The sequence below is a fragment of the Sinorhizobium psoraleae genome (assembly GCF_013283645.1).
Taxonomy (GTDB): Bacteria; Pseudomonadota; Alphaproteobacteria; order Rhizobiales; family Rhizobiaceae; genus Sinorhizobium; species Sinorhizobium psoraleae.
Map to the genome: position 1 here is coordinate 309653 of NZ_JABEKV010000003.1, position 24880 is coordinate 334532.

A 24880-nucleotide genomic window follows, 5' to 3' on the forward strand; every position below is an offset into this window, starting at 1 on the left:
ATGACGGTATTGATCAAGGGAGCCGGGGTCGCCGGGCTCGCCGCCGCCTTCGAACTCAGCCGCCGCGGGATCGCGGTGGAGGTGTTGGACGCGGCGGAAACCGTCAGAACCGGCGCATCCAGCTATGCCGGCGGCATGATCGCGCCCTATTGCGAACGCGAAGCGGCCGATGAAGCAGTGCTGACACTCGGGCTTTCCGCCGCCGACTGGTGGGAGGAGGCTGCCCCCGGCGAAGTGTTCCGCAAGGGCACATTGGTGATCGCCGCAGGACGGGACAGCGGTGAGCTCGACCGCTTCGCCGCCCGCACCCGCGGATACGAATGGGTCGGCGGCAACACGATCGGAGAACTCGAACCGGACCTTGCGGGCCGGTTCGACCGCGCGCTGTTCTTTCCCGAAGAAGCCCATCTCGATCCGCGAAAGGCAATGGACGGCCTTTATGCCGCGCTCGTCGAGAGAGGCGTCCGCTTCCATCTCGGGAGCACCGACCTGCCGTCCGATACGTCCTTCTCGGCAGTGGTCGAATGCACAGGCGCGGCGGCGATCGCCGCTACGCCCGGCCTCCGTGGTGTGCGGGGTGAGATGCTCTTTCTGGAAACATCTGAGATCAGCCTCTCAAGGCCTGTCCGCCTGCTTCATCCGCGGCACCCGCTCTATATCGTGCCGCGTGACAACCATCGTTTCATGGTCGGCGCGACCATGATCGAAACCGATGATGACGGACCGATCACCGCCCGCTCGGTAATGGAGTTCCTGAACGCCGCTTACGCCGTACATCCTGCGTTCGGCGAGGCTCGCGTCGTGGAGATGGGCGTCGGTGTCCGGCCTGCCTTTGCAGACAACCTGCCACGCGTGCTCGACCGCGACGACGGCTTCGCGATCGCCGGCATGTACCGCCACGGCTTCTTGCTTGCGCCCGCCATGGCACGGCAGCTCGCAGAAAAGCTCTGCGGAGCGGAACATCCGCCATTCTCCCCCAATCCTTCTTTCCGACAGGGAGCAAGCCAATGACCTACATCGTCAACGGCGAGACCTTGGAGAGCAGCGCAAAGACGCTGTCGGAGCTGCTGCTGGCGCTCGAATACGAGGGCGATTGGCTCGCAACCGCCGTCAACGGCGAACTCGTTCACCGGACCGAGAGAGCGCGCCATCGGCTCAATGACCGCGACCGGATCGAAATTCTCTCGCCGATGAAGGGAGGCTGAACATGCTGACATTATACGGACAGGAACTCGGCTCGCGCATGCTGCTCGGTACGGCGCGATACCCCTCCCCCGCCATCCTCGCCGATGCCGTTCGGCAGGCGGGCACCGAGGTCGTCACGGTATCGCTCCGACGTGAGACGGCCGGCGGCCGGCAGGGCGGCGCCTTCTTCGAACTCATTCGCGAGCTTGGTGTGCGCGTTTTGCCGAACACTGCCGGCTGCCACGCGGTGTCGGAAGCTGTGCTGACGGCGAAGATGGCGCGCGAGGTCTTCGGCACGAACTGGATCAAGCTGGAGGTCATCGGCCATCACGACACACTTCAGCCGGACGTCTTCGGGCTCGTCGAGGCGGCGCGCATCCTTGCCGGCGAAGGTTTTGAGGTCTTCCCCTATACGACCGACGATCTTGTCGTTGCCGAACGGCTGGTCGAGGCGGGCTGCAAGGTGCTGATGCCCTGGTGCGCGCCGATCGGCAGCGCCATGGGGCCGCAGAACATCGGGGCACTTAGAGCCATGCGCGCGCATTTTCCCGATGTGCCCCTGATCGTCGATGCCGGCATCGGCCGGCCCTCGCATGCCACGACCGTAATGGAGCTCGGCTACGACGCGGTGCTGCTCAACACCGCCGTTGCCGGCGCGGGAAAGCCGGCGCTGATGGCCTCAGCCTTTGCGAAGGCGATCGATGCCGGCCGCGCCGCCTTCGAGGCGGGCATGCTCGAACCGCGCGACATGGCTGTTCCCTCGACTCCCGTCATCGGAAAGGCAGTCTTCTCATGAAGCTCGATCCCTTCTATCTCATCGTCGACAGTGCGGCCTGGATCGAGCGCCTCGTGCCGCTCGGCGTAAAGCTGGTGCAACTTCGGATCAAGGATCGCCCCGAACCGGATCTCAGAAGCGAGATCCGCCGCGCCAGGGGGGTCTGCGCCGCCCATGGCTGCCAGTTGATCGTCAACGACTATTGGCAGATCGCAATCGAGGAAGGCTGCGACTTCGTTCATCTCGGTCAGGAGGACCTCGCCGGGGCCGATGTCGCGGCGATCCGCACGGCCGGGCTCAAGCTCGGCCTCAGCACCCACGACGAAACCGAACTGGAAACCGCGCTCGCCGCCCAGCCTGACTATGTGGCGCTCGGGCCGATCTATCCGACGATCCTCAAGAAGATGAAATGGCAGCCGCAGGGACTTTCCCGCATTTCCGCCTGGCGCGAGCGCGTACGGCCGCTTCCGCTGGTCGCGATCGGCGGATTGAACACCGACAGGCTCGAAGGCGTCTTCGCCCACGGAGCAGACAGTGCGGCCGTCGTCACCGACATCACGCTGAATGCCGACCCGGAAGGCCGGACGCGGGAATGGATCGAAAAGACCGCGCGCTGGCGCTGAGCCCGACTACTGCATGAATCCTTAAATCAGAGATCACGCCGCGCGATCTGCGCCTTCAGCGGAAGTCAGCTTCGGATTCTGAGCGTAAACCAGTCCAGGCTGGACGATCCATTCCCCAGTCTGGAGCGACTGGACATCGAAACGGCCTCGCTGGTCGCGCGGTGCAACACCGACGAACCGATACCGAAGCCCATCACCGTCGACGACAGTCTCGCGGATCGGACGGCCGGCGAGATGCCCGATGACTCGTCCTTCGAAGTGCACATTCGCCAGGATGAAATACTCAATTGGCAGATTTCGGCTGGTCTTCCAGGTGATCCTGAAGCCATTCTTGATCTTCATCGTCTCTTAACTCACTGCAAACATCGGCCGCCATGGTTGGCCGATACTCGCATCCGGGTCGGGCGAGCGGTCCCGCTTGACGCAACAACTATGGAATTCTGAAGGCAACGCTGCGTGAAAACGTTATCCCGTTCCATGTCACCTGACCCGAAGTCGCATAGGAAATCGATACGGAACTCATGCCAAAGACATAAGGAACGCATAAGTTCCCGGCATGCCTGTTCCGGTCACCTTCCTTTCGCGTGCCTATTCGGTAAGAGCGACCGTCTGGCGGACGCTTTTCCGCCTCATCCCTGTGCCTGTCACAGGGATCCAGCAGCGCCGCGTCTGCGGCGCGGAAGAGTCTTTTCAGACCAAGGACTTGGGCTGGCTGGATTCCTGTGACAAGCACAGGAATGAGGTTGGGAGGAGACGCTTTGCCGTGACCGCGACCGATGAGGTCGCGGATATGTTGGCGCGCTGACGGTCTTCCGTAAGCTATAGATTTGCCAAGATAGTTGCCCAATCTAACATCTTGCAGCCGCGTCCGCCGGCGCGGAATTGCCGGAAAACGCGAAGACGTCGATCGGCTCGTCGAGCCCCCTTACCGGATAGGAGCCGAGATTTTCCAACTCGCCCTGGCATTTCGCCATTTCGACGAAGGCCCTGGAGAGCAGGACGGGCCGCTTGATCACCTTCGTCAGGCTTTCGAGGCGGGAAGCGATGTTCACGGCCGGCCCGATCACCGTGAAGTCGAGGCGTTTGCGTGAGCCTATATTGCCATACATCACGTCGCCCACATGGACGCCGATGCCGTAGCCGAGCGGTTCGTGGCCCTTTTTCAGGTTCTCCTCGTTCAGCCTGGCAAACGCCGCCTGTGCTTCGCCGATTGCGCTCAGAAGCTTGTTGCAGGCCATCGGGTCGCTCAGCGGGAAAATCGCCAGCAGGCCATCGCCCATGAACTTGAGTATCTCGCCGCCATGCCGCTCGATCGGTTCGCACATCGCGTCGAAATAGCCATTCAACAGCTCGATCACGTCGTCCCGCGGCCAGAGGTCGGACAGTTTCGTGAAGTCGCGGAGATCGCAGATCAGGATCGCGGCACCGACGGTCACCCCGCTGCCGCGCGTCGTCGCGCCGGCCAGGATCTGTTCGCTTGCATGCGGACCGACATAGGTTTCCAGAAGCGTCCGGGCGAAGCGGTTCTTCAATCTGATCTCGCTGACAAGCGCCAGTGCCGGCAGGAGATCGGCGAAGACTGCCATGTCGTCCTCGCTGAAGCCGCCCGGCCTGTCGCTTGCGAAGCTCACCGCATGCCGCTTGCCGAGCGTGTGCTCGACCGGCCAGATGAAATAGTCGGTAAGACCGCTGGCGCGCAGTTCGTCATAGAGGGGGTATTGCGGCCCCTCTGCCGCGGGGTCGTCGAGGTGCGCCCGCACCTCCGGCGCGCCGTTGTTGAACTCGTGCAGCGGACTGTTCAGATATTGCTCGGTATCCTCGATGCCGTATTCATAGGTCTGGAGCTCCGCCTCCGCCAGCCCTTTCCGCCAGAGGATGCGCGCGCCGATCCATTGCGGATGGTGGATCCTGAAATGAAGCGTCGCCCGCGCGACCGGCACGCCGGCCACCACCAGCCGTTCGCACATTTCCACGAAGATGTTGTCGATGAAACGCTCGCCGCGCGTCTCGTTGATCAGCCAGTCGAGGACTTTCCGCCCTCGCTTCGGCCGGGTTCCGTCGTCCTGGCGTGCCTCGGCGAGACCTGGATTCAATAGCGACTGCATTGCGACACTCCGTCATCGCCGGCAGCGACCTTGCGTCCTTTTGGATGCACACAGGCCGCTGTGGCATTTCCAATCGCCGCATGCTCCTCCCTCCAATCGACACCGATTTGAGCGAACATGCAGGATATACATTCGGGTAATGTGGCGCACCGCGGCACGATTTTTAAGGGGCGGTTGTGGAAAAGCCCCGGAACGATTGTCCCGGGGCTTTCTTGCCGCCTGACCGGGAGAAAAAATCAGGCGGCCTGAACCTTTTTCGAAACACGCGCCCATTCCGGAATCCAGTCTCGGTGGGCTGCGAGCAGGTCGTCGACAAGCGACCAGATCTGATCGAGGTCGAGTTCGGCGGCCGTATGCGGATCCATCATCGCCGCGTGATAGAGATGCTCGCGGTTCTCGGTGACAAGCGCCTGAACCGTCAGTTCTTGGACGTTGATGTTTGTGCGGATCAGCGCCGTGAGTTGCGGCGGCAGCGCGCCGATATAGGTCGGCTGGATGCCCGAGGCATCGACGAGACAGGGGACTTCCGCGGCGCAGTTTTCCGGAAGCGAGGTGATGCAGCCGTTGTTCCTGAGGTTGCCGTAGATGACTGAAGGTTCGCCGGTCCAGACCGAGTTCATGATCGATGAGGCATATTCATGGCTCTCGGCGACCTCGATCGTCTCGGCCTCCTTGTAGGCGGCCGCCTGCCCCTTCCAGCGCTCGATCTGCTCGATGCAGCGCTTCGGATATTCGTCGAGCGGAATGCCGAACTTTTCGATAAGATCCGGGCGGCCGTCCTTGATGAAATAGGGCGTGTACTCGGCGAAATGCTCCGAACTCTCGGTAACGAAATAGCCAAGCCGCGTCAGCATCTCGTAGCGCACCTTGTTCGGGCAGCGCGGGTTCCAGTGGCTGGGCTTCGGGAAGCGCCCTTCGCGATAGCCGCGGATCAGATCCGGATAGAGATCGCGATAGCTGCCGTCCTTCTGGCGGTGCTCGAACTTGAGATAGAAGGCCATGTGGTTGATGCCGGCTGCACGGTAGCGGATTTCCTCGACCGGGATGTCGAGGTCGCGGGCAAGCTCGAAGGCCGTGCCCTGCACCGAATGGCAGAGGCCCACCTGCTTTATCGTCGGGTACTTTTCTGCGATCGCCCAGGTGTTGATCGCCATCGGGTTGACGTATTGCAACAGGATCGCCTCGGGGCAGACCTCAAGCATATCCTCGCAAATCTTCCAAAGGTGCGGCACTGTACGAAGGCCGCGCATGATGCCGCCGACGCCGAGCGTGTCGGCGATCGTCTGGCGCAACCCGTATTTCTTCGGCACTTCGAAGTCGGTGACGGTGCAGGGCTCGTAACCGCCGATCTGGAAGGCGACGACGACGAAATCCGCCCCTTCGAGCGCCTTCAACTGGTTCGAGTGCGTTTCGATCCTGGCTTTCACGCCGAGCGAGCGCACGAGCTTGCCGGCGACGATCTCGCTTTCCGCGAGCCGCTCAGGGTTCACGTCCATCAGCGCGATGGTGGCGGCTGAAAGCGCCGGGCGCTGCAAGACGTCGCCGATGATGTTCTTCATGAAGACGGTGGAGCCGGCGCCGATGAAGGTGATCTTGGGTTGCCTGTTCATGGGATACCTCTGTTTGAAGGTCATGCGGCCACATCGAAGGCGGCCCGGACGAGCCGTTCGGTGTAGGCGGTCTTGGGATTGGAAAGGATTTCGTTCACTGGCCCCTCTTCGACGATCTTGCCGTGCTGCATGACCACCACGCGATGGCAGAGCGCGCGCACGACCTTGAGGTCGTGGGAGATGAAGAGATAGCTCAGGCCCCGCTCGTCCTGGAGCTTGCGCAACAGGTCGATGATCTGGGCCTGCACCGAGAGATCCAGCGCCGAGGTCGGCTCGTCGAGCAGGATGAACTCCGGCTCCAGCGCGATCGCCCGTGCAATCGCGATGCGCTGGCGCTGGCCGCCGGAAAATTCGTGCGGAAAGCGCGACAGGATATTGGCCGGCATCCCGGCGCTGACGAGCGCGTCCTCGACGCGCGCCAACCGGTCCTGCCGGTTCTCGCCGATGCCGTTGACGACGAGTCCTTCCTCGATGATCTGCCCGACCGACATGCGCGGGTTGAGCGAGGCGAACGGGTCCTGGAAGACGACCTGAATCCGCGAGCGAAGCGGCCGCATCGCCTTGCGGTCCTTGCCATGGATAGGCTGACCATCAAAGTAGATCTCGCCACTGTCGGTGTTGATGAGGCGGATCAGCGCCTGGCCGAAGGTGGTCTTGCCCGAGCCGGACTCGCCGACGAGACCGAGCGTTTCGTGCCGTCGCAGGTGGAGGTTCAGGCTGTCGACCGCGACGAGCTCCTTCAGCTCCGGCCTGAAGAAGCCGCCCTTCTTGAGCATGAAGGAGACGCGGACGCTGCGGCCGTCGAGCATGATCGGCGCATTGTCCGGCAGCGGATTGGCCGCGCCCGAAGGTTCGGACGCAAGCAGCCGGCGGGTGTAGGCGTGGAGCGGGTTGGCGAAGAGCGCGGCCGTCGTGTTGTGCTCCTTCACCTCGCCGTATTGCATGACGTAGACATAGTCCGAGAACTGCCGGACGACCGTCAGGTCGTGGGTGATCAGGATCACGGCCATGCCGAGTTCCTTCTGCAGCTTGCGGATCAGATTCAAGATCTGCGCCTGCACGGTAACGTCGAGCGCCGTCGTCGGCTCGTCGGCGATCAGTACGTCCGGGTCGTTGGCGAGCGCCATGGCGATCATCACGCGCTGGCGCTGGCCGCCGGAAAGCTGGTGCGGATATTGGTTCAGCCGCGCCTCCGGATCCGGTATCTGCACGTGTCGCAGGAGCTCCAGTGCCCGTTCGTTCGCCGCGCGACGGCTCATCCGGCGATGGGCGCGGATCGCCTCAATGATCTGGCTGCCGATCGTGTAAACGGGATTGAGCGAACTCATCGGTTCCTGGAAGATCATCGAGATCCGATCGCCGCGAAGCGCACGCCGCTGCTTTTTCGAGAACTTCAGGACGTCGCGGCCGTCATATTCTATGCGCGCCTGCGGAGCGATCGTCGCACGCTTGGACAAAAGCCCCATGACAGTCCGTGCCGTCACCGACTTTCCGGAGCCGGACTCTCCGACGATCGCCACCGTCTCGCCGCGGTAGAGCTGGAAGGAGACGTCTTTCACCGCTTCGACGGTGCCATGCTCGACCTTGAAGGTGACCGCAACCTTGCGGGCATCGATGACCGGCCGCGTATCCTTGGTGTGGCGGTCGCGCCTTTCTTCAGGAGCCGGGGCAATAGTCTCTGTCGTCGCCATTGGCGTGCTCCTCAATAGGGGTCGATTGCGTCGCGCAGGCCATCACCGAGCGCGTTGAAGGCGAAGACGGTGACGAGCACGAAGGCGACGGGCGAGAGAATCCAGGGATAGGAACCGATCGCCGAGTAGTTCGCCGTGTCCTGCAACATCAGCCCCCAGGAGATCAGCGGCGGTTTCACCGCAAATCCGAGGAAGCCGAGGAAGGATTCGAGCAGCACGACCTGCGGGATCGACAGCGTCACCGCGACGATGACGTGGCTCATCACGTTCGGGAAGATATGCTGGAAGATGATGCGCCGGTCGGTCGCACCGATCGCGATCGCCGCGCGGACATAGTCGATCCGCGCGAGCGCCAGCGTCTTGCCGCGGACCTCACGCGACATCTGCGCCCAGCCGAGCGCCGACATCACGACGATGACAAAGGCGAGGAAGACGCTGGTCGGCGCTGTCACCGGGATCAGCGAGGCGAGCGCCAGATAGAGCGGCAGTTGCGGAAAGGCGAGCACGAGTTCGACAAAGCGCTGCACCCACGCGTCGAAGCGGCCGCCGAAATAGCCGGATACCATGCCGACGGTCGTGCCGACCACGGTGACGATGAAGACGACGATGAGCGCGATCATCAGCGAGATGCGCGAGCCATGAAGAATGCGCGAGAGCACGTCGCGGCCGAACTTGTCGGTGCCGAGGAAATGGACTGCCGTCCCGTCGACCGCGCCGAAAAGATGGCGCTCCGCCGGGATGAGCCCCAGAAGGCGGTAGGGCGCGCCCTTGACGAAAAAGCCGAGGATCTGCGGATTGTCGTAATCCGGGCCGATCACCGGTTGGAAGGTGATCGGATCGAGTTCTTCCGTCTCGCGCACCGGATAGCTGCGCGGCGGGAAGACGAAATTGCCGTCCTTGTCGTGAAAGCTGATCGCCTGCGGCGGTGCAAAGCCTACGCCGGTCGCCTTCGGATCGACGGGCGACAGGAAATCGGCGAAGAGCGCCATGAGAACCAGCAGGCTGACGAGGATCAGGCCGAGTAGACCGGTCCAGGACCGCTTGAGGCGGCGCCAGACGAGAGCCGAATAGCTTTCATTGTGGTGCTTTTCCTTCGGTTGCTCCTTCGGCTGCGTGGCAACCGGAATGGTGCTGTGCGCTTCCATGGTCATGCGTAGGCCCCCCCTCCCATGCGCACCCTCGGATCGAGCGCGGCAAGCAGCAGGTCGGCGATGATGTTGCCGACGATCAGCGTCGCCGACAGAACCAGCATGAAGGTGGCGGTCACATAGACGTCGCCCACCCACATCGAACCGACGATCGCCGGGCCGACGGTCGGCAGAGCGAAGATGATCGCCGTTTCGATCTCGCCGGTCAGCATGTAGGGAAGCACGACACCCTGATACATGATCAGCGGATGCAGCGCGTTCGGAACGGCATGCCGCATGACGACGGCGCCCTCGCTCAGGCCCTTGGCGCGCGCCGTCTCGACATATTGCGCGTTCAGCGTGTCGAGCAGGTTACCGCGCATGACGCGCATGTTGTAGGCAAGCCCGCCGAAGGTCGCGATCGCAACGACCGGCCAGACATGCTTCACCAGATCGACGAACTTGTCCCACGACCAGGGGGCCCCGCCGTAGCGGGCGGAATTGAAGCTGTTGATCTCGCTGACATTGAAATGGAAGACGAGGACATAGACGATAATCAGCGCCATCAGGAAGCGCGGCACCGTCATGCCGAGAAACGACACGGTCGAAAGCAGGCTATCGACCCAGGAATATTGCCGCGTCGCGGCAAGGATGCCGAAGGATATGCCGATGATCGATGCCAGAAAGTGGCACACCAGCGCCAGCGCCAGCGTGCGCGGCAGGCGCTCGCCGACGACGTCGGCAACCGGCTTGTTGTAATAAAGGCTGTGGCCGAAATCGCCTCGGGTCACGATGCCCGTCATCCAGTTGACGTACTGGATCGGCAACGGCTGATCGAGTCCGTGCTCCTTACGATAGGCCTGCGCCTGCGCGTCGGCTTCCTCGAAGGACGCCCCGCCCTGGTTGATCAGCTGCGAGCGGATGTAGTCGCTGTAGTCGCCGGGCGGCGCCTGGATGATGGCAAAGGTCGCCACGCTCAGGACAAGCAATACCGGAATGGCAGAGGCGATGCGGACAAGCAGAAACCTGAACATGCCGTTTCCTTCTGTCGTTCTTCGCGCGGGACGCCGGTGTTTCGGGCGTCCCGGGCGCATTGAAAGGACGCTCATTCTTCCGGCTTCACGACTGAAGCCGGAAGGATGGTTCGGGGCTCAGTTGCTCGGGCCGCTATCGCCGGGCTTGCCGGGAAGCTGCTGCGGATAGAGCTCGTAGTCGCCCTGCTTGTCGGTTGCGACGAAGACCCGCTCGCGGATGATCGTGTCTTCGGCCCAGTTGAACATGAAGATCGGAGCGCCGGTCGGAATGTTCGAGAAGCGCTTGTTGATGATCAACGCGCCCGGATATTCCGTCAGGCCGACCGTGTCGACATTGGTGGTCGATACCTTTTGGAACTGCTTCATCAACGCCGCCCGCTCATCATTGTCGTTGCTGGCGATGAACTTGTTGACGAGATCGACGAGCTCCTGCTCATAGGGCATCAGGTCGACAGTGCCGCTTTCTGGGGCACGGTGGTGCCAACTCGTGCGCGGACCGGTCGGCGCAAGCTGCGTCGTGTTCTGCACCACCGACGTCAATTCCTGGTCGTTGCGGCGGATGAGCCAGTCGAAGCGGCCGGCATATTGCGTTGCGTCGCGCTTGGTGCCGTCGACGGCGTTGAGCACGACCTTGAGACCGAGCTGCTCCATCTGCCCGACCAGACCTTCGGCGAGATTGCGGTCGGTGCCGTAGTCGGAATTGACGAGCAGCACGATCTGCACGTCCACGCCGTCCGCGGTTCCTTCCGGGAAGTTGACGAAGCCGTTGCCATCCGTGTCCGAGAGCCCGGCCTTTTCGAGCAACGCCTTGGCGCCTTCGATGTCGAAGGGATAGTAGATCGTCGACTGGCGGTCGTAGAAGCTCGTGCCGGAGGAAAGCCCGCCCGGATAGATCGCCGTGAATGGGCCCTTGACCAGGGCTTCGCCGAGCTTCTTGCGGTCGATCGCCATCGTGACCGCCTTGCGGAAGTCGAGATTGCGGTTGAGCTCGCGCACCGCCTGGGCCCGCGCATCCGGTTCACCCCAGCCGTTGGCCGAATAGTTCATGCGCAGATTGTAGCCGATGACGCGGGGACCGAAGGCAAGGCGCGCAGGCGCTGCCTCGTCGGCTGCGCGTTTCAGCGACTCGACGAAATTTTCCGGCTGCTCCAGGTTCGAGAAATCGCCCGAACCGGCAATCGCCTGCACATCGCGGTCGGCCCAGGTCGAAAGCTTGTAATGCAATTCGTTGAGATAGGGCAGCTGATTGCCGGCCTCGTCCACCTTCCAGTAATAGGGATTGCGGCGCAGCACGATGATATCGTCGGCCCGATAAGCGACCGGAACCCAGGCGCCCATCACCGGAATGTTCAGGTATTCCGCCGGAAAGCCGTTCTTGTACTGGTCGTAGGTCGTGCCGGCATATTTCGGGTGCTTGGTCTTCAGGATATGCGACGGACCGGGGCAGAAGGTGCCGTAGGCCATGGCGTAGAGATGCTGGCGCGGAAAGGCGTCCTTGAAGGTCCATTCGACCGTGTACTTGTCGATCTGCTTGAGCGTGGTCCCCTCGCCGAATGTCTCCGGTGTGGCGCCGTTCAACGGCGAAACATTCGGATCGACGACATTGTCGTCCCAGTAGAACATGACGTCCTCGGCGTCGAAGGGATCGCCATCCGACCATTTCGCGCCCTCGACGAGATGCATGGTGAGCTTGTGGCCGTCCTCGGACCACTCCCAGCCTTTCGCAAGGTTCGGCAGCGGCTCCACGTCGGCAGCTTCGACCTGGAAGAGCGGTGCGGTGCGCGTCAGGCATTCCGACATGCCGATGTCGATGCCGCCCCAGCCCTGGGTCTGGCCCGCGCTGTAGTTCCAGCCTTCCGGACGCCCGCCGATGACATGGCGCAGCACGTCGCCATAGACACCGACGCCGTCGGGCATGTTGCCGGTCTTGAAGACCATCGGTTCCTTCGGCAGCCGCTCGGCAACCGGCGGCAGCTTGCCGGGCTTCACGAATTTCTCCGTGACCCAGTCCGGCTCGTGATATTCCGGCAGCGCCTTGAACTCCAGCAGCGCGTCGCGCGGGACATAGGTGATCTTGCCTTGGGCCGGGAACGGCGGCTGCTCGGGCACGACGGTCGGTTCCGATGCGAATGCCTGCACGGCGAAAGCGGAAATGCCGATGAGCAGACTCGCCGTTGATGTCAGTCGGTGGGTTTTCATGGCCTTAAAGTTCTCCCTCCTAATTTGCCAACCCGGGACGGGTGGCACTCCTCCTGCGCCACAGGCGCCCTCGTCTCCTCACGCGGATGCCTTTCACGCCGTCATTTCAACGCGCGGGCAATTTGCCCGCCGGTAACCTCCTCGGGCATGGCATCGCCCCTCACCCTAGCCCTCTCCCCGCAGGCGGGGAGAGGGATTTAAGCGGTCGCCGCGAGTCCCCTTCGCCCCGCCTGCGGGGAGAAGGTGGCCGACAGGCCGGATGAGGGGCCATCCCGGGGATGGCGACCTATCCCGCAACCCGCAGCTTCGCCGCCTCCTTTTCGGTGCGGATCTCCTCGATCGAGCGTACCTCGCGGCGCGCAGCACCCTTCCAGTCGCGGGTCTTGACCGTTGCGCGGGCGAGCCGCTCCTTCGCCGCATCGACCGCGTGGGCGTATTGCGGCAGCCATTCGGCCTGGGCGACGATCATCTCGTCGACCATCTGCCACACCTCCTCCGGCGTGCAGATGGCGCCGACGAGCGGATCGTGCAGCACCGCGAGCTTCAAAAGATCGATGTCGCCGGATATCGCCGCGTGGACCGACATGCGCTGGACGTTGATCGACGAGATGCAGGTGGCGGCACAGGCTTCCGGCAGCGTGATCCCCGACACCATGTTGATGCCGAAGCGGTCGACGAAGCCGGGCGATTCGATGATCGCATCCGCCGGCAGGTTGGTGATGACACCATTGTTCTTGACGTTGAAGTGACCGCGATAGACGCGGCCCGTCTCGAGCGCTTCGAGGATATGGCTCGCATGCTCGTTCGAGCGCTTCGCCGGATCGATCGGCTTGCCGGCGGAAGCCAAGAGCTGTGGATATTCCGTTTCGAACCAGTTGCGGGTCTCGGTCGAATAACGCAGATAGCCGCCGGTCTCGCCATGGATCCAGTCCGACATGTCGATCCATTTGGTGATCTCGTCCGGACGCTTGCGGTACCAGGGCAGGTATTCGGAGAGGTGGCCGTTGCTTTCCGTCGAATAGACGCCGAAGCGCTTCAACACGTCGATCCTGAGCTTTTCCTGCTTCGAGAACACCGGATGGGCCTCGAAGGCCGCGACGAGCTCGTCCTTGCCGACCTTGCGGCCGCCCAAGCGCACGTCGATGAACCAGGTCTGATGGTTGATGCCCGAGCAGATGTAGTCGAGCTCGCCGTCGTTAGCGCCAAGGATCTCGGCGATCTGCTCGGCCCCGTGCTGGACGCCGTGGCATAGACCGACGGTATCGACCTTGCCGTATTCGATCGCGGCCCAGGTATTCATCGCCATCGGGTTGGCGTAGTTCAGGAATTTCGCGCCCGGCTCAGCGACCTCGCGGATGTCCTTGCAGAAGTCGAGGATGACAGGAATGTTGCGCTGGCCGTAGAGAATGCCGCCGGCGCAGATCGTATCGCCGACACACTGGTCCACGCCGTATTTCAGCGGAATGCGGATGTCATCGGCATAGGCGCCGAGCCCGCCCACCCGAACGCAGCTGATGATGTAGCGCGCGCCTTCGAGCGCCCTGCGACGATCGGTGGTGGCGGTCACCCGCGTCGGCAGGCTGTTCGCCTCGACGATCCGGTCGAGGATCGTCCTGATCATGCCGAGGTTGTGCTCGCTCAGATCGGTGAGCGCGAATTCGACGTCCTGGAGCTCCGGCACGGAAAGAATGTCGGTGAAGAGCTTCTTGGTGAAGCCGATGCTGCCGGCACCGATAATGGCGATCTTGAAGCGGCTCATGGTCGTCTCGTCCCTCCTCGTCCCTGCAGAATTCGCGCTATAAGGGTAAAATCAATTCATCGAACTGGCCCGGGTCGCAAAATGCGACCGCTCCTCTCCCAAGCCCCTTCCCGCTGCAGAAAAGCGGCCGTCTTGCGCGATCTGTGGTCATTATGTGTATAATCGACCGCACGACTAGAGAGGTATTGTGCTTTCATGGGTAATTCTGTGCTGCAAGATTTGATCGACCACGGCCCGGTGATGCGGACCGTTTCGCTGCCGCGGGGAAGACAGAGCCTGCACACCATGCCGACCAGCACCGGCTATGAGATCCGGACCGACGCGACCTACAATTGGGACGGACGAAAGCGCGGCCAGACGCCGTTCACCGTGCTGCAGCACACGATCGGCGGCGCCGGCAACCTGCGCTACGAAAACCGCAGCTATCGTTTGCGCGAGGGCGAGACATTGCTCCTGCTCGTGCCGCACAATCATCGCTACTGGCTGGAGGACGGCGGGCGTTGGGAATTCTTCTGGATATCGATGAACGGAGAAGAGGCGCTGCGCATCCATCGCGCGATCCTGGCGGTCACCGGTCCGGTGTTGAAGCTGCAGCCCGAAACGATCGAGCATCTCGCCGATTGCAGCCTGCGGCTGATCACCGGCGGCGAGACGCCGGGCCGTGCCTCGGCGATCGCCTACGAGGCGGCGATGGCGCTCTATGACGACGTTTTCGGGTCGCATCCGGTCTTCAGCCAGGAATACCGGACCATGCATCACGTCATCGATCACATCATGGCGAACCTTGAAAAGCCGCTGCCGGTCGAGGAACTGGCAAAGGTCTCGGGGCTCAGCCGGGCGCATTTTTCCCGCGTCTTCGCGGCGAGCGAGGGCATGCCGCCAGCCGAATTCGTTCTGCAGAAGCGGCTGCAGCGGGCGGTGAAACTTCTCACCAAGACCGCGGACCTGCCGGTCAAGGAAGTGGCAATCATGTCCGGCTTCGAAGACCCCAACTATTTTGCCAAGGTCTTCCGCCGCGTCTTCGGCGCAAGCCCCACCGAGTTCCGCACCACCGGCATGTATGCGAGCGTGCCCGCAAAAGCTCAGAAGGTAAGCGAGTCTGTGACCACGCTCGCTGCTGCTTGTGACTGAACGCGGTGCGTTGCCGCTCGCAAGCAGGCAAATGGGGGTCGCTCTCGCCGCGAGGAGGCGGCCGCCTGAGGAACAAAGCATAGCGTTCCCTGTTGGATGCGAAGGTCCGGCCCACGGCACGGGCTGATGACACCCGCGAGGAACAAACATGCCCGACGCACCGGATTCAAGCAGCTACTGGAACGCGACCTGCGACGCTCCGGATTTTCCCCGTCTGGAGCAGGATACCACCGCCGATGTCGTCATTGTCGGCGGCGGCATCGTCGGCGTCACGACGGCGCGCCTCCTCAAGGACAAGGGCTTGCGGGTCGTCCTGCTGGAAGCTCGCAGAGTGGGCCGGCAGGTGACGGGCAAGTCAACCGCCAAGATGACCTCCCAGCACGGGCTCATCTATCAGACACTGGAGCAGAAGTTCGATGCGGACCATGCTCGCCTCTATGGCGAGGCGCAGCAGAGCGCCATCGAAAGGATCCGCAGTCTCGCCCGCGAGCATTCGATCGATTGCGACATCGAGGAGAAGTCGGCCTTCGTCTATACCCGCGAGGAAAAGTCGGTCGATCGTATAGAGGCGGAGGCAGAAGTGGCGCGGCGCCTCGGCCTGCCGGCCGTCCTCACCCGCGACACAGGACTGCCATTCGAAGTATCGAGCGCGATACGCTTCGATGGCCAGGCGCAATTCCACCCGACGAGATATGTAGCGGGCCTGGCGCAAACGATCCCCGGCGATGGCTGTCATGTCTTCGAAAACAGCCCGGTCACGGATTGGGAGCCGACGCGCGTGGTCACGCGGACGGGTAGCGTCGGCGCACGCCATGTCATCATGGCGACCCATCTCCCGCTCGGCCAGATCGGAGGCTTCTACACCGCGGCTCATCCCTATGCCGAGCCCGTTGCCGCCGCGCGTATCCAGAGCCCGCCGCCGGGCATGTATATCAGTGTCGATCAGCCCGGCCACTCGATCCGCACCCACAGGCGGGAAAACGGAGAGGTTTACGCGATCGTCGCCGGCGAAAGCTTCAAACCGGGCCATACCGACGATGAGCGTCGATACATGGCGGATCTGCAGCGGTGGCTGCGTGAAAACTTCGATTCGGGACCCATCGAGTACCAATGGATCAACGAGGATTACTCGTCTGTCGACAAGCTGCCTTTCGTCGGCTGGTCAGCAACCAAAGATGGCTACCTTGTCGCGACCGGGTTCGCCGCCTGGGGGGATTTCAAACGGAACCGCTGCCGCGATGATCCTGGCGGAGCTTGCGGCAGGCAATCACCACCCCTGGCTGTCGCTGTTCGATGCCAAACGTACGACAGTCTTCGGCGGAGCCGCGCAGTATGTAAAGGAGAACGCGATGGTCGGCGCCCACCTGGTGGGCGGCTACCTGTCTCGCAAGCTGCATTCCTTTGACGAGCTTCCGCCAGGGCAGGCCGCAATCATGCGGATCGACGGCAAACATGTTGCCGCCTACAAGGACGATGAGGGCCGCGTGCACAGCGTGTCGGCCGTATGCCCGCACATGGGCTGCATCGTGGGCTGGAATGAGACCGACCGCACCTGGGACTGTCCCTGCCACGGATCGCGTTTCGGTCTCGATGGAGAAGTCATGCACGGACCCGCCACCGCGCCCCTTGGCTCCGCCAGCACCGGCTGAGCGAGCCGTCCGGCTGCAGCCAAGCGCATCCGCATCCGATTTCAACGGTTTAAGCTTGCCTCGCGGGCAAGTTTCCAAAACTGCCGCTTGCAAATGACGCAGCGTTAGTAAAAATTTACTTGTGCGCTCGCGCCGAGATCGCGGTCCCCACGCTTGCCGCGTGGCATCGACCGATGATCCCTGATAATCGTGGGCGGCTGAGACGAGGACAAGTGCAACATGGTTACGATAAAGGAAATCGCTTCGGCGGTCGGCGTATCATCGGCGACCGTTTCGCGGGTCTTGAACTACGATCCGACGCTGTCGATTTCCACCAGCAAGCGCCAGGCGATCATCGAGACCGCCGAGGCGCTCAATTATGCAACGCCGCGCAACCGCAGCCGCGCCGCAGCCCAAGGCGTCGGCACCGGATTGAAGATTGCGCTCGTGCATTTCCTCGATCCCGCCCAGGAACTCGCCGATCCCTATTATGTCGGCGTCAGGCTCGGCATCGAAAGCCGCTGCCAGGCGTTGAAGAGCGAGGTGGTCAAGGTCTTCCTGACCGGGAGCCCTCCCGAGGCGGCAATGCTGGAGGGAGCCTCGGGCGTGGTGGCCGTCGGCCACTATTATGGCGACGAACTCGACTGGCTGCGCCGCCACGCCCGCCATCTCGTCTTTGCCGATTATGCACCTGTCGGAGACGTCGATGACGCCGTGTTGAGCGACGTTTCCCTCGCCATGAGCCGGCTGCTGACAGCCATCCACGGCATGGGCTATCGCCGCATCGGCTTCATCGGCTGGATCGACGCCTTCTACGGTCCCGACAACATCCATGCGGAACGTCGGTGCCGCACCTATATCGACTGGATGACCAAGGCCGGGCTCTATGATCCGGAATTGTGCATGGTGGAACGAATGACACCGGACAGCGGCTATACGCTCGCCAAGGCGATGCTGTCGAAGCCCAGTCCGCCGAAGATCCTCATCACCTGCAACGACAACATGGCGCTCGGCGCCTACAGAGCGATCCACGAGATGGGCCTCAGGATCCCGCAGGACCTCGCCGTAGCGAGCTTCAACGACATTCCCGTCGCCCAGTTTCTGGGTCCTCCGCTCTCCACCGTGAAGATCCCGGCGGAATTGATCGGCGAGACGGCGGTCGACCTGCTTCTTGAGCGCCTTTCAGGGCGCGAGATCGCCAAAAAGGTGGTTCTCGGAACCGAGATCATCTGGCGCGGCAGCACGCCGGCACCGGCCGCCGCCGCGGCTGAGTGAAAAACCGAGGTAAAAATTTACTGAAAATATTGCCTCGCTCCCGATTTTGAGAAATACTCCGCGACGAGACAGGGAGGACTGTCTCGGGGAACACAAATTCCGGGAGGAAACAATGGACAATCTGGCGCGTGCCTATCTGCCACGCATCGCCGGCCTTGCGCTGGCGAGCGTGAGCTTCCTGGCGGTGACTGCCGCGGAGGCGAAGGAAATCACCATCTGGTGCTGGGATCCGAACTTCAATGTCGCGATCATGAAGGAGGCCGGCGCCCGCTACACGAAGACTCATCCTGACGTCACCTTCAACGTCGTCGATTTCGCCAAGACCGACGTCGAGCAGAAGCTCCAGACGGGCCTTGCCTCCGGCACCGCCGATGCGCTGCCGGACATCGTTCTGATCGAGGACTACGGCGCGCAGAAATATCTGCAATCCTTCCCCGGCGCCTTCGCAGCCCTCTCCGGCACCGTCGATTACTCCGGCTTCGCTCCCTACAAGGTCGAGGTAATGACCGTTGACGGCCAGGTCTACGGCATGCCCTTCGATTCCGGCGTCACCGGGCTTTATTATCGCAAGGACTACATCGAGGCGGCCGGTTTCAAGCCGGAAGACATGCAGAACCTCACCTGGGACCGCTTCATCGAGATCGGCCAGCAGGTCGAGGCCAAGACCGGCAAGAAGATGATGGGGCTCGACCCGAACGATGCCGGCCTCGTCCGCATCATCATGCAATCGGCCGGGCAATGGTATTTCGACAAGGAAGGCAAGGCCAATATCATCGGCAATCCGGCGCTCAAAGCCGCACTCGAGACCGTCGGCAAGATCATGTCGGCGAACATCTACAAGCCGGCCGCCGGCTGGTCCGACTGGGTCGGAACCTTCACCTCCGGCGACGTCGCGGCGGTCGTCACCGGCGTCTGGATCACCGGCACCGTCAAGGCGCAGCCGGACCAGGCCGGCAAATGGGGCGTCGCTCCTATTCCGAAGCTTGCGATCGATGGCGCAACGCAAGCCTCGAACCTCGGCGGATCGAGCTGGTACGTGCTTGAAAGCTCGGCGGAAAAGGCGGAAGCGATCGATTTCCTCAACGAGATCTACGCCAAGGACGTCGATTTCTATCAGACGATCCTGCAGGATCGCGGCGCCGTAGGCTCGCTGCTCGCCGCGCGCGGCGGCGCGGCTTACGAGGCGGCCGATCCCTTCTTCGGCGGCGAGAAGGTCTGGCAGAACTTCTCCGACTGGCTCGCCAAGGTGCCGTCGGTGAATTACGGCATCTTCACCAACGAGGCGGATACCGCCGTCACCGCACAGCTTCCGGCGCTGACACAGGGAACGCCGGTCGACGACGTTCTCAAGGCGATCGACGCCGAGGTCAGCGCGCAGATCCAGTGAGCGGATGAGCAAGGTGGGCGGGCAATCGCCCACCTTTCCGGCCGCGGCTCGATACGCGGCTGGCAGGTTTTCGTTCGCTACCCATGAGGATGATGATGGTTCCCGCACGCCGCGGCGGCATCGGCCGCTACTACGACGTCAATGGCTGGCTCTTCGTCGCCCCGGTGCTCGGGCTGATCGGCCTTTTCATGATCTATCCGATCGTCTGGTCGCTCTGGATGTCCTTCCAGTCCGGCCGCGGCATGATGATGAAGTTCGTCGGCTTCGGGAACATCGTCCGTCTCTCAAACGACCCGGTGTTCATCAAGGCGCTCACCAACACGATGACCTATTTCGTCGTGCAGGTGCCGATCATGATCGTGCTGGCACTCATCCTTGCATCGATCCTCAACAATCCGCGGCTCGTCGGACGCGGGCTGTTCCGCACGGCGATCTTCCTGCCCTGCGTCAGCTCGCTGGTCGCCTATTCGGTTCTCTTCAAGGGCATGTTCGCGACCGACGGCGTCGTGAACTCGACTCTTGCAGCGATAGGCATCATCTCCTCGCCGATTCCATGGCTGACGCATCCGTTCTGGGCGAAGGTGCTCGTCATCATCGCGATCACCTGGCGCTGGACCGGCTACAACATGATCTTCTATCTCGCTGCGCTCCAGAACATCGACAAGTCGATCTATGAGGTGGCGCGCATCGACGGGGTCCCGGCCTGGGCACGCTTCACCCACATCACCATCCCGCTCCTGAAACCGGTCATCCTCTTCACCACGGTGATCTCGACGATCGGTACGCTGCAGCTCTTCGACGAGGTCTACAATCTCACCGAAGGTCGCGGCGGGCCGTCCAATGCGACGCTGACGCTGTCGCTCTATATCTACAATCTCACCTTCCGCTTCATGCCGAATTTCGGCTACGCGGCGACGGTCTCCTACGTCATCGTCGTTCTCGTCGCGCTTCTCGCCTTCCTGCAGTTCTTTGCAGCCCGGGAGCGCGACAAATGACGAACGGTATCGGACGCGCGGCAGGCGCGCTTCTCACCTACGGCTTCCTGGGGTTGATGGCCTTCCTCTCCGTCTTTCCCTTCGTCTGGATGGTGCTTGGCGCCACCAATACCTCGATCGACATCATCAAGGGAAAGGTGCTGCCGGGCGCCGCGCTCGCAACCAATATCAACACCTTCTTCACCCAGGTGAACGCACCGCTCGTGTTCTGGAATTCCGCGAAGATCGCAATCCTCGCAACGGTGCTGACACTCGCCGTCTCGTCGCTCGCCGGCTACGGCTTCGAGATGTTCCGCTCGCGCCATCGCGAACGCCTCTATCGCGCCATGCTCTTGACGCTGATGATCCCGTTCGCGGCGCTGATGATCCCGCTCTTCATCATGATGGGCCAGATGGGTCTCATCAACACGCACATCGCTGTCGTGCTGCCCTCGATCGGCTCGGCCTTCATCGTCTTTTATTTCCGCCAGAGCACCAAGGCGTTTCCGTCGGAACTGCGCGACGCCGCGAAGGTCGACGGCCTCAAGGAATGGCAGATCTTTCTCTACATCTACGTGCCGGTGATGCGATCCACTTACGCGGCGGCCTTCATCATCGTCTTCATGACGGCCTGGAACAATTATCTCTGGCCGCTGATCGTGCTGCAGTCGAATGAGACGAAGACCATCACGCTGGTCATTTCCTCGCTCGCCTCCGCCTATTACCCCGATTACGGCGTCGTCATGGTCGGAACCATTCTCGCAACGCTTCCGACACTTGCCGTGTTCTTCTTCATGCAACGTCAGTTCGTCCAGGGCATGCTGGGCTCAGTCAAATAGGAATGATGATGCGCTCTGTTACTTCGTTCAACGATTCATGGATCTTTTCCGAGGGCTTTACCGCTGCCGAAGCCGGCACGCTCAAGGCCGGCCAGGCTGTCAGCCTGCCGCACAATGCCGTCGAGCTTCCGTTCAACTATTTCGACGAGACGTCCTATCAGCGCGCCTTCACCTATCAGAAGGTGCTGCCCTGGCGCGCGGAGTTCGCGGGGCGCGAAGTCTCGCTCGTCTTCGATGCGGCGATGGCGGATGCCGTCGTCTATCTGAACGGTGTGGAGATCGTCGCGCACAAGGACGGCTATACGCCGTTCGAGGCGCGGCTGACGGGCAAGCTGCGACAGGGCGACAATCTGATCACGGTCAAGATCGACGGCAGCGAGAATCCGGAGATCCCACCGTTCGGCGGGCGGATCGACTATCTCACCTATGCCGGCATCTATCGCGACGTCTGGCTGAAGATCACCGACGAGGTCTCGATCGCCAATATCAAGATCGAGACCCGCGATGTGCTGAGCGACGGCAAGTCCGTCACCATCCGCAGCGATCTCGCCAACCCACAGGGGCTGACCTTCTCCGGAACGGTGACGGCGCTCTTGAGAGACGCGGAAGGCGAACTCCTGGCCGAGGCGATCGGCGAGACCCGCGGGGAAAGCGTCACGCTCGAAATGAGTGGCCTCACGGGTCTCTCGCTCTGGGATATCGACAATCCCGTGCTTTACCAGGTCGAGGTGCAGCTAAGGACCGATCACGGCCGCGATCTTCTCTCCTCGCATTTCGGTTTTCGCACGGCGGAGTTTACGGTCGACGGCTTCCGGCTGAACGGCCGGCCGCTGAAGATCCGCGGCCTCAACCGCCACCAGTCCTTCCCCTATGTCGGTTATGCCATGGGCCGCAGCGCGCAGGAGCGCGACGCGGAAATCCTGAAACACACGCTCCACTGCAATCTCGTGCGCACCTCGCACTATCCGCAGTCGAAATGGTTCCTCGACCATTGCGACCGCATCGGCCTGCTCGTCTTCGAGGAAATTCCGGGCTGGCAGCATATCGGCGGCAAGGCGTGGAAAGAGGAGGCGATCCAGAACGTCCGCCGGATGGTCGAGCGCGACTGGAACCATCCCTCGATCGTCATCTGGGGCGTGCGCATCAACGAGTCCCAGGATTCGCACGACTTCTACGTCGAGACCAACCGGCTGGCGCGCGAGCTCGACCCGACGCGGCAGACCGGCGGCGTGCGCTATATCACCGATAGCGAATTCCTCGAAGACGTCTATACGATGAACGATTTCATCCTCGGCAACGAGGAACTGCCCGGGTCGAACCGGCCACGCACGGCACTTCGCCCGCAACAGGAGTGCACCGGACTTGATCGCAAGGTGCCCTATCTCATCACCGAGTTCGGCGGCCATATGTTCCCGACGAAGATCTACGATCAGGAGCAGCGTCAGGCCGAACATGTCCGCCGGCACCTCGAAGTGCTGAATGCTGCCCATGGCGATCCCGGCATTTCGGGCGCGATCGGCTGGTGCATGTTCGACTACAACACCCACAAGGATTTCGGCTCCGGCGACCGCATCTGCTATCACGGCGTCATGGACATGTTCCGCGAGCCGAAGTTCGCGGCTTACGTCTATGCAAGCCAATGCGATCCGTCCGAAGAAGTCGTGATGAAGCCGGTCACCTTCTGGGCGCGCGGCGAGCGCAACATCGGCGGCGTGCTGCCGCTGATCGTGCTCACCAATTGCGACGAGGTCGAGCTGAAATACGGCTCGCTCACAAAACGCGTCGGACCCGATCGCCAGAACTTCCCGCATCTGCCGCATGCGCCGGTCGTTATCGACCATCGCCACTTCACCAAGGACGAGCTCGGCGTCTGGGGCATGAAATGGGAGGACGCAGAATTCACCGGCTTCATCGCCGGCAAGCCCGCGGCCAGCCTGCGCATGATCGCCGATCCCGTTCCGACGACCTTGCAGGTCGAGGCAGACAGCAGGACGCTACGTGCCGAAGGCCGCGACAGCGTGCGCGTCGTCGTCCGCGCGCTGGATCAGGCCGGCAACGTCCTTCCCTTCCTGAACGATGCCGTCGACATCACGGTTGAGGGCCCGGCGCGGCTCATCGGGCCGGGCAGGATCGTCTTGCAGGGAGGCTCGACCGGCTTCTGGCTGGAGTCGACGGGGAAAGCTGGCGCCATTGACGTCACCGTCGCTTCGTCGCGTCTCGGCTCGGAAAAGCTGGCGCTCTCCGCCGAAGGAGCAGCGAGCGCATGAGTGACCTGCAACTCAGCGACATCCGCAAATCCTATGGCAGTCTGGACGTCATCAAGGGCGTCGATCTCGACATCAAGTCGGGCGAGTTCGTCGTCTTCGTCGGCCCGTCGGGCTGCGGCAAGTCGACCCTCTTGCGCATGATTGCCGGCCTCGAGGAGATCACCTCCGGCGACCTCACGATCGACGGTGCGCGGATGAACGATGTCGATCCGTCGAAGCGCGGCATCGCCATGGTTTTCCAGTCCTATGCGCTCTATCCGCATATGACCGTGCGCGAAAACATGGGATTTGCATTGCGCTTCGCCGGCGTTGCCAAGGCGGAGATTGAACGCCGCGTTGGCGAGGCGGCGAAAATCCTTGAACTGGACCCCCTGCTCGACCGAAAGCCGAAGCAGCTTTCCGGCGGACAGCGCCAGCGCGTGGCGATCGGTCGCGCGATCGTCCGGCATCCGAAGATCTTCCTCTTCGACGAACCGCTTTCCAATCTTGACGCCGAGCTGCGCGTGCATATGCGCATCGAAATCGCGCGGCTCCACAAGACGCTCGCCACCACGATCGTTTACGTCACCCATGATCAGGTCGAGGCGATGACGCTTGCCGACAAGATCGTGGTGATGCGCGGCGGCGCGGTCGAGCAGGTCGGCTCGCCGCTGGAGCTCTATGACGATCCCGCCAATCTCTTCGTCGCCGGCTTCATCGGTTCGCCGAAGATGAACTTCCTCAAGGGGGTGCTGGAAGCTGACGGCAGCGGCCGGACAATTGCCCGGATACCGGATTTTGGTGACGTCACGATACCGGTCGCGGTGGAGGCGGGTGCAGCGGGCGCACCCGTAACCATCGGCATCCGCCCGGAGCATTTCAACGAGACCGGGCCAGCTGCCCTCGATCTCACGATCGACATGCTCGAACATCTCGGCGGCGAGACCTTTGCCTATGCCCGCCAAGGCCAAGGCGATCTCGTCGTGATCGAAACGAAGAATGGCCGCGGCCTCAAATCCGGCGAGCGCATCGCCGCCCGCTTCGATCCGGCCTGCGCTCTGGTGTTCGACGCGAACGGCCAGCGCCTGCGGTAGCGACTCGAAAGCTCGTCCGGACTCAAATCGCCGGAGGGGACGTTGGCGCAGGAGGACACGCCCCCCGTTCTGAGCACCTTGGGCCAGTCCGTGCGTGCGTGTGCCGCTTTGGTCAGATGTTGGGCTAGGACCCATAGCTGCGCACGCGATAGCGGCGACCACGCCGGTATCGCCGCAATCGCCTTGTTCCCGATTTGC

21 protein-coding genes are annotated in these 24880 nt (G+C 62.4%); 13 read left to right on the forward strand and 8 right to left on the reverse strand.

All coding sequences use genetic code 11. From position 1 onward, the window contains the following. Genes thiO through ILFOPFJJ_RS17330 form a run of 4 tightly spaced genes read left to right on the forward strand, consistent with a single transcriptional unit; the run spans nt 1 to nt 2583 of the window. The gene (gene thiO / locus ILFOPFJJ_RS17315; RefSeq protein ID WP_173511806.1) at nt 1–1011 is read left to right on the forward strand and encodes a glycine oxidase ThiO; all 1011 of its coding nucleotides are present in this window, start codon (nt 1–3) and stop codon (nt 1009–1011) included. Then, nucleotides 1008–1205, forward strand: a complete 198-nt coding sequence (thiS, locus tag ILFOPFJJ_RS17320; protein WP_173511807.1) for a sulfur carrier protein ThiS — start codon at nt 1008–1010, stop codon at nt 1203–1205. The genes thiO and thiS overlap by 4 nt, the downstream gene beginning before the upstream one ends. Nucleotides 1206–1207: 2 nt before the next feature. Next, complete coding sequence (locus ILFOPFJJ_RS17325) at nt 1208–1981, forward strand: thiazole synthase (protein ID WP_173511808.1); 774 nt, start codon at nt 1208–1210, stop codon at nt 1979–1981. After that, nucleotides 1978–2583 carry a thiamine phosphate synthase gene (locus tag ILFOPFJJ_RS17330; protein WP_173511809.1) on the forward strand — a complete coding sequence of 202 codons (606 nt, stop codon included), beginning with the start codon at nt 1978–1980 and terminating at the stop codon, nt 2581–2583. The genes ILFOPFJJ_RS17325 and ILFOPFJJ_RS17330 overlap by 4 nt, the downstream gene beginning before the upstream one ends. 33 nt (nt 2584–2616) lie before the next feature. Here ILFOPFJJ_RS17330 and ILFOPFJJ_RS17335 read toward each other — a convergent pair whose 3' ends face one another. The 8 genes from ILFOPFJJ_RS17335 to ILFOPFJJ_RS17370 form a co-directional block, all read right to left on the reverse strand. After that, entirely contained in the window at nt 2617–2925 is a 309-nt protein-coding gene (locus tag ILFOPFJJ_RS17335; RefSeq protein WP_173511810.1) for a hypothetical protein, read from the reverse strand. Between the two features lie 506 nt (nt 2926–3431). Continuing rightward, nucleotides 3432–4688, reverse strand: coding sequence for an adenylate/guanylate cyclase domain-containing protein (locus ILFOPFJJ_RS17340; protein ID WP_173511811.1), 1257 nt, complete (start codon nt 4686–4688; stop codon nt 3432–3434). A 236-nt stretch (nt 4689–4924) separates the two neighbouring features. Further along, the gene (locus ILFOPFJJ_RS17345) at nt 4925–6298 is read right to left on the reverse strand and encodes an alpha-glucosidase/alpha-galactosidase (protein WP_173511812.1); all 1374 of its coding nucleotides are present in this window, start codon (nt 6296–6298) and stop codon (nt 4925–4927) included. A 20-nt stretch (nt 6299–6318) separates the two neighbouring features. Continuing rightward, nucleotides 6319–7989, reverse strand: a complete 1671-nt coding sequence (locus ILFOPFJJ_RS17350; protein ID WP_173511813.1) for an ABC transporter ATP-binding protein — start codon at nt 7987–7989, stop codon at nt 6319–6321. A gap of 11 nt (nt 7990–8000) precedes the next feature. After that, nucleotides 8001–9140, reverse strand: coding sequence for an ABC transporter permease (locus tag ILFOPFJJ_RS17355; protein ID WP_173511814.1), 1140 nt, complete (start codon nt 9138–9140; stop codon nt 8001–8003). Continuing rightward, nucleotides 9137–10150, reverse strand: a complete 1014-nt coding sequence (locus tag ILFOPFJJ_RS17360) for an ABC transporter permease (RefSeq protein WP_173511815.1) — start codon at nt 10148–10150, stop codon at nt 9137–9139. Before ILFOPFJJ_RS17360 ends, ILFOPFJJ_RS17355 begins: the two co-directional genes overlap by 4 nt. A gap of 117 nt (nt 10151–10267) precedes the next feature. Continuing rightward, on the reverse strand, nt 10268–12349 hold the full coding sequence (locus ILFOPFJJ_RS17365) for an ABC transporter substrate-binding protein (protein WP_173511816.1): 2082 nt from the start codon (nt 12347–12349) through the stop codon (nt 10268–10270). Nucleotides 12350–12635: 286 nt separating this feature from the next. Next, nucleotides 12636–14108, reverse strand: a complete 1473-nt coding sequence (locus ILFOPFJJ_RS17370; RefSeq protein WP_173511817.1) for an alpha-glucosidase/alpha-galactosidase — start codon at nt 14106–14108, stop codon at nt 12636–12638. Nucleotides 14109–14303: 195 nt separating this feature from the next. Between ILFOPFJJ_RS17370 and ILFOPFJJ_RS17375 the strand changes: the two genes are divergently transcribed. The 9 genes from ILFOPFJJ_RS17375 to ILFOPFJJ_RS17415 all read left to right on the forward strand — a co-directional run bounded on the left by ILFOPFJJ_RS17375 (nt 14304) and on the right by ILFOPFJJ_RS17415 (nt 24682). Further along, on the forward strand, nt 14304–15239 hold the full coding sequence (locus ILFOPFJJ_RS17375) for an AraC family transcriptional regulator (protein ID WP_173511818.1): 936 nt from the start codon (nt 14304–14306) through the stop codon (nt 15237–15239). A gap of 148 nt (nt 15240–15387) precedes the next feature. Next, a complete protein-coding gene (locus ILFOPFJJ_RS17380; protein WP_173511819.1) occupies nt 15388–16644 on the forward strand; it encodes an NAD(P)/FAD-dependent oxidoreductase in 1257 nt (418 codons plus the stop codon). Continuing rightward, the gene (locus tag ILFOPFJJ_RS17385) at nt 16589–16888 is read left to right on the forward strand and encodes a Rieske (2Fe-2S) protein (protein ID WP_173511820.1); all 300 of its coding nucleotides are present in this window, start codon (nt 16589–16591) and stop codon (nt 16886–16888) included. Before ILFOPFJJ_RS17380 ends, ILFOPFJJ_RS17385 begins: the two co-directional genes overlap by 56 nt. 219 nt (nt 16889–17107) lie before the next feature. Continuing rightward, nucleotides 17108–18142, forward strand: a complete 1035-nt coding sequence (locus tag ILFOPFJJ_RS17390; RefSeq protein ID WP_173511821.1) for a LacI family DNA-binding transcriptional regulator — start codon at nt 17108–17110, stop codon at nt 18140–18142. A 112-nt stretch (nt 18143–18254) separates the two neighbouring features. Next, nucleotides 18255–19529, forward strand: a complete 1275-nt coding sequence (locus ILFOPFJJ_RS17395; protein WP_173511822.1) for an ABC transporter substrate-binding protein — start codon at nt 18255–18257, stop codon at nt 19527–19529. Nucleotides 19530–19624: 95 nt separating this feature from the next. Next, the gene (locus tag ILFOPFJJ_RS17400) at nt 19625–20524 is read left to right on the forward strand and encodes a carbohydrate ABC transporter permease (protein ID WP_173511823.1); all 900 of its coding nucleotides are present in this window, start codon (nt 19625–19627) and stop codon (nt 20522–20524) included. Next, complete coding sequence (locus ILFOPFJJ_RS17405; protein WP_173511824.1) at nt 20521–21342, forward strand: carbohydrate ABC transporter permease; 822 nt, start codon at nt 20521–20523, stop codon at nt 21340–21342. The genes ILFOPFJJ_RS17400 and ILFOPFJJ_RS17405 overlap by 4 nt, the downstream gene beginning before the upstream one ends. Before the next feature lie 8 nt (nt 21343–21350). Continuing rightward, nucleotides 21351–23609, forward strand: a complete 2259-nt coding sequence (locus ILFOPFJJ_RS17410) for a glycoside hydrolase family 2 protein (protein WP_173511825.1) — start codon at nt 21351–21353, stop codon at nt 23607–23609. Continuing rightward, the gene (locus tag ILFOPFJJ_RS17415) at nt 23606–24682 is read left to right on the forward strand and encodes an ABC transporter ATP-binding protein (RefSeq protein WP_173511826.1); all 1077 of its coding nucleotides are present in this window, start codon (nt 23606–23608) and stop codon (nt 24680–24682) included. The genes ILFOPFJJ_RS17410 and ILFOPFJJ_RS17415 overlap by 4 nt, the downstream gene beginning before the upstream one ends. Nucleotides 24683–24880: the final 198 nt, after the last annotated feature.